This is a genomic window from Streptosporangium sp. NPDC001681 (assembly GCF_040298085.1).
Classification (GTDB): Bacteria; Actinomycetota; Actinomycetes; order Streptosporangiales; family Streptosporangiaceae; genus Streptosporangium.
On record NZ_JBEOZN010000243.1, the window covers coordinates 1 to 6072 of the forward strand.

Below are 6072 nucleotides of genomic sequence, written 5' to 3' on the forward strand. Positions count from 1 at the left end.
AAGTACACGATCACCAACGGCGGCACCACCACGATCAACGGCTGGTCGGTCGCCTTCGACCTGCCCTCCGGTGCCAACATCGGCTCCTTCTGGGACGCGTCGCTGAGCCGGAGCGGGCAGCGCTTCACCTTCACCAACGTCGGCTGGAACGGCACCCTGGCGCCCGGTGCGACCGCGAGCTTCGGCTTCAACGGCAGCCCCGGCGGCGTCACCCCGTCCAACTGCACGCTCAACGGCGCGGCCTGCGGCGGCACCGGTACCACCGTCCCCGGTAAGCCGGGTGCGGTGTCGGCGACGGGTGGTGCGAACAGTGTGGCGTTGTCGTGGGGTGCGTCGTCGGGTTCGGTGACCGGCTACCGGGTGTACGAGGGTTCGGCTGTCAAGGCGACGGTGACCGGGACGAGTGCGACGGTGTCGGGGTTGGGGGTGTGCGAGGCGCACACCTACACGGTGGCGGCGTACAACTCCGCGGGTGAGGGGCCGAAGAGCGACCCGGCCAGTGCCACCACCACCGGCTGCACCACAGGCACCCCGGGTAAGCCGGGTGCGGTGTCGGCGACGGGTGGTGCGAACAGTGTGGCGTTGTCGTGGGGTGCGTCGTCGGGTTCGGTGACCGGCTACCGGGTGTACGAGGGTTCGGCTGTCAAGGCGACGGTGACCGGGACGAGTGCGACGGTGTCGGGGTTGGGGGTGTGCGAGGCGCACACCTACACGGTGGCGGCGTACAACTCCGCGGGTGAGGGGCCGAAGAGCGACCCGGCCAGTGCCACCACCACCGGCTGCACCACAGGCCCGCTGCCCAAGCACTTCCTCACCGGGTACTGGCACAACTTCGACAACGCGGCGGTCGAGCTGCGGCTGTCGGCGGTGCCCAACGAGTACGACCTGGTCGCGGTCTCCTTCGGTGAGGCCACCGCCACCCCGGGCGAGGTCGTCTTCGGGGTGGACCCGGGCCTGTCGGCCTCCCTCGGCGGCTACACCGACGCCCAGTTCAAGGCCGACGTGCAGACCCTCCACTCCCGCGGCAAGAAGGTCATCCTCTCGGTCGGCGGCGAGGCCGGTCGGGTACAGGTGGCGAGTGCCGCCGCCGCGACCAAGTTCGCCGACACCGTCTACGCCCTGATGCAGAACTACGGCTTCGACGGCGTCGACATCGACCTGGAGAACGGCCTCAACGCCACCTACATGGGCCAGGCGCTGCGTGCGCTGCGGGCCAAGGCCGGTGCGAACCTGATCATCACGATGGCGCCGCAGACCATCGACATGCAGTCCACCGGCGCCGAGTACTTCAAGCTGGCGCTGAACATCAAGGACATCCTCACCGTCGTCCACACCCAGTACTACAACTCCGGCTCCATGCTCGGCTGCGACCAGATGGCCGCCTACTCGCAGGGCACCGTCAACTTCATGACCGCGCTGGCCTGCATCCAGCTGGAGAACGGCCTGCGCCCCGACCAGGTGGCGCTCGGCCTGCCCGCGGGACCGGGTGCGGCGGGCGGCGGGATCGTCGCCCCCGCACTGGTCAACCAGGCCCTGACCTGCCTGGCCACCAGGACCAACTGCGGTGGCTTCGTGCCGCCGCGCGCCTACCCCGGGATCCGCGGCGCGATGACCTGGTCCATCAACTGGGACGCCAGTAACGGCTGGAACTTCTCCAGGACCGTCAAGCCGCACCTCGCGACTCTGCCCTAAGCCTCCGAACATCCCCCCAACCGAGGAAGAAGCATGAGAATTCGACGAACGCTGACCGCGGTTCTGGCCGCGCTCGGCATGTCACTCGGCCTGTCAACGGTCGCGACCCCGGCCTTCGCGGCATCCCCCACCGCCGTCTTCACCAAGGTCTCCGACTGGGGGACCGGCTTCGAGGGCAAGTACACGATCACCAACGGCGGCACCACCACGATCAACGGCTGGTCGGTCGCCTTCGACCTGCCCTCCGGTGCCAACATCGGCTCCTTCTGGGATGCGTCGCTGAGCCGGAGCGGGCAGCGCTTCACCTTCACCAACGTCGGCTGGAACGGCACCCTGGCGCCCGGCGCGACCGCGAGCTTCGGCTTCAACGGCAGCCCCGGCGGCGTCACCCCGTCCAACTGCACGCTCAACGGCGCGGCCTGCGGCGGCGGCAGCACTCCCGGCACCCCGGGCGCGCCCGGTACCCCGTCGGTCACCGCCACCACCAACTCCTCGATCTCCCTGTCCTGGGGCGCCTCCAGCGGCACCGTCACCGGCTACCGCGTCTACGAGGGCGGCACCCAGCGGGCCCAGGTCACCGGGACCAGCGCCACCATCGGCTCGCTCGGCACCTGCACCTCGCACACCTACACCGTCAAGGCCTACAACGCCCAGGGCGAGTCGGCCGCCAGCGGCGCGGTGAGCGCCACCACCACCGGCTGCACCAACCCCGACCCGGTCGGCAAGATGCCCGGAGCCCCGTACCTCTACATGGGCTGGGGCAACCCGCCGAACCCCGCGACGGTCATGAGCGCCACCGGCGTGAAGTCCTTCACCATGGCGTTCATCCTGTCCAGCGGCGGCTGCACCCCCGCCTGGGACGGTAACCGGCCGCTGACCGGCGGCGCCGACCAGACCGCGATCAACCAGATCAAGGCCGCGGGCGGCAGCGTCCAGATCTCCTTCGGCGGCTGGTCGGGCAACAAGCTCGGCCCGAACTGCTCCACCCCGGCCGCCTTCGCCGGAGCGGTGCAGCAGGTCATCAACGCGGTCGGCCCGGCGGTCGTCGACTTCGACATCGAGAACAGCGACGAGTTCGAGAACTACACGGTCCAGGACCGCATCCTCAACGGCCTGAAGATCGTCAAGCAGAACAACCCCAACGTCAAGATCGCCGTCACCTTCGGCACCACCACCACCGGCCCGAACTCCCACGGCATCCGCCTGATCAACCAGGCCAAGGCGCTGGCCGTGCCGATCGACAACTACACGATCATGCCGTTCGACTTCGGCGCCTCGAACATCTACACCGACACCGTCAACGCCTCCGAGGGCCTGAAGAACGCGCTGAAGGCGGCCAACGGCTGGACCGACGCGCAGGCGTACGCCCGGATGGGCATCTCCGGCATGAACGGCCTGTCCGACCAGCAGGAGCTGACCACGGTGGCGGCCTGGACCCAGATCCGAGACTGGGCCAAGTCCAAGGGCCTGACCCGTCTCGCCTACTGGGCGGTCAACCGCGACCGTCCCTGCCCCGGTGGCGGCGTGGTCTCCAACTGCAGTGGCATCGCCCAGTCCGACTGGGACTTCACCCGCGTCACCGCCGGCTTCTAAAACCGCACGGAGCGGGCCCGCCCAGCACGAAAACGTCTGACGCGGGCCCGCCCAGGGCGAAAACGCGGAGCGAAAGCGCACCGAGCGAGAACGCCCGGGGCGGAAACACGCCGCGCACGATCCGTACGGCCGACACGACTCGTACGGCCCGCACCCCGCCCGGGGTGCGGGCCGTACCCCCACGACACCCTCCTAAAGATCTTTGCGGGGTACATCGGATGCACCTCAGGAAACTCGCCGCGGCCGCCGTGCTGGCGCTCGGCGGGACGATGCTCGCCGCGACACCGGCCCACGCGGCCAACATCGCGACGAACCCGGGCTTCGAGAACGGGCTGAGCGGCTGGACCTGCTCGGCCTCCTCGGGCGCGACGACCGTCTCCTCGCCGGTACACGGCGGGACCAAGGCCCTGCAGGCCACACCCCAGGGCTCGGATCAGGCCCGCTGCCAGCAGACGGTCAGTGTCAAACCGTCCTCGTCCTACTCGCTGTCGGCCTGGGTACGCGGCGGCTACGTCTTCCTGGGGGTGAGCGGCACCGGAACGACCGACACCAGCACCTGGGCCTCCTCCCCGTCGGCATACACCCAGCTCACGCGTACCTTCACCACGGGCGCCTCGACCACCTCGGTGACGATCTACACCAGCGGCTGGTACGGCCAGGGCGCCTACCAGGCCGACGACGTGGTCCTCGACGGCCCGCCGGGAACCGGCACGCCCAACGACACCACCCCGCCGACCGTGCCGGGGAACCTCACCGTAGGCGGTCCGGCCGCGAACTCACTGACCCTGGGCTGGTCGGCCTCCACCGACGACTCCGGCACCGTGGCCCGCTACGAGGTCTCCCGCGACAGCGGCGCGCCCGTCGACGCGGGCTCCGGCACCGGCTACACCGCGACCGGGCTGAGCCCCGACACCGCCTACGGCTTCCGCGTGCGGGCCTGCGACGGCGCGGGCAACTGCTCGGCCTACACCTCCTCGGTAAGCGGCCGGACCAGCCGCGACACCGGCCCGCCCGGCGGTGAGATCCGCTACGCCCCCTACATCGACATCACCATGCCCACGCCCTCCCTGGTGAGCGCGGCGGCGGCGACCGGGGTGAAGAACTACACCCTCGCCTTCGCCCTCGGCGACAGCAGCGGATGCAACCCGGCCTGGGGCGGCACCATCCCGATCAACGACTCCCGGATCGTCAACGACGTCAGGGCGCTCCAGGCTCAGGGCGGCCAGGTCATCGTGGCGACCGGCGGTGCGATGGGACCGTACCTGGAGCACGTCTGCGGTACCTCCGCCGCGCTGGTCACCGCCTACAAGAAGGTCCTCGACACGGTCGGCACCAACCACCTCGACGTCGACGTCGAGGCCTCGATCGACGCCGCCAAGGTCAACACCGCCCTCAAGCAGCTCCAAGCCGAGCGCGGCACCGTGATCAGCTACACCCTGCGCATCCAGGGCCAGGACTACGGCGTCGACCCGTTCTCGCTGTCGATCCTCCAGGACGCCGCCGCCAAGGGCCTCAACGTCATGGTCAACCCGATGCTGATGAACTTCGGCTACACCGGCAACTGGGGCGACGCCATGATCGCCGCCGCGCAGGCGACCCTCGCCCAGATGAGGACCGTCTGGCCCGCCAAGACCGACGCCCAGCTCAAGAAACTGCTGGGCCTCACCCCGATGATCGGCAGGAACGACACCGGGATGACCACCACCCAGGCCGACGCCCGCAAGCTGCTCGCCTGGGCCAACACCAACCACGTCGGTTTCATCGGCTTCTGGTCCAGTGCCCGCGACAACGGCGGCTGCCCGAGTGGCCAGGTCTCACCGACCTGCAGCGGCATCTCCCAGTCGGCCTGGGAGTTCACCAACATCTTCAAGGGGTTCACGGGATGAGGTTCAGGAAACTCGCGGCGATCGCCGTACTGGCGCTGGGTGGGACGATGCTCGCCGCGTCACCCGCCCACGCCGCCAACATCGCGGTCAACCCCGGCTTCGAGAACGGGCTGACCGGATGGACCTGCACGGCGTCCTCCGGGGCCACGGCGGTGTCCTCGCCGGTGCACGGCGGTACCAGGGCACTGCAGGCCACACCGGCCGGGAACGACACCGCCCGGTGCCAGCAGACGGTCAGCGTCAGACCGTCCTCGGCCTACACCCTGTCGGCCTGGGTCAGGGGCGGCTATGTCTTCCTCGGCGCGACCGGCACCGGCGGGACCGACCCCAGCACGTGGACGTCCTCGCCGTCGTCCTACGCCCAGCTGTCCACCTCGTTCACCACCGGCGCCTCGACCACCTCGGTGACGATCTACGTCAACGGCTGGTACGGCCAGGGCACCTACCAGGCCGACGACTTCGTCCTCGACGGCCAGCCGGGCCAGGGCCAGCCCCCCGCCGCACCCACCGGGCTCACCGGCACCGGCAACGCCACCACCGCGTCGCTGAGCTGGAACGCCTCCTCGGGTGCGACCGGCTACAACGTCTATCGCAACGGCACCAAGGTCGGCAGTGCCACCGGGACCACCTTCTCCGAGGCCCCCGGCGCGGGCACCCACAGCTACCAGGTGAGCGCGACCAACGCCTCGGGTGAGTCGGCGAAGTCGGGCGCGGTCTCCGTGACGGTCGGCAACGACCAGCCGCCGCCCCCGTCCGTACCGTCGGGGCTGGCCGCCACCGTCAGCGGCGCGAGCGTCTCGCTGAGGTGGAACGCCTCCTCGGGTGCGACCGGCTACAACGTCTATCGCAACGGCACCAAGGTCGGCAGTGCCACCGGGACCACCTTCTCCGAGGCCCCCGG

At 69.9% G+C, this 6072-nt stretch carries 4 protein-coding genes; all 4 read left to right on the forward strand.

Annotation, left to right across the window (positions count from 1 at the left end; translation table 11 throughout):
- Positions 1-1692 (forward strand): cellulose binding domain-containing protein (locus ABT130_RS46675; protein ID WP_350966361.1); only part of this gene is annotated, 1692 nt, incomplete at its 5' end.
- 33 nt (positions 1693-1725) lie between these two features.
- Complete coding sequence (locus tag ABT130_RS46680) at positions 1726-3285, forward strand: cellulose binding domain-containing protein (RefSeq protein ID WP_350966362.1); 1560 nt, start codon at positions 1726-1728, stop codon at positions 3283-3285.
- A gap of 218 nt (positions 3286-3503) precedes the next feature.
- Complete coding sequence (locus tag ABT130_RS46685) at positions 3504-5171, forward strand: carbohydrate binding domain-containing protein (protein WP_350966363.1); 1668 nt, start codon at positions 3504-3506, stop codon at positions 5169-5171.
- Positions 5168-6072: carbohydrate binding domain-containing protein (locus ABT130_RS46690; RefSeq protein WP_350966364.1), on the forward strand; the 905-nt coding region annotated here is incomplete at its 3' end. The genes ABT130_RS46685 and ABT130_RS46690, both read left to right, overlap by 4 nt.

Excerpts from the sequence above, each read along its gene's own strand:
- ABT130_RS46685 (WP_350966363.1), top strand. The coding sequence starts at position 3,504 with ATGCACCTCAGGAAACTCGCCGCGGCCGCCGTGCTGGCGCTCGGCGGG.
- ABT130_RS46680 (WP_350966362.1), top strand. The coding sequence starts at position 1,726 with ATGAGAATTCGACGAACGCTGACCGCGGTTCTGGCCGCGCTCGGCATG.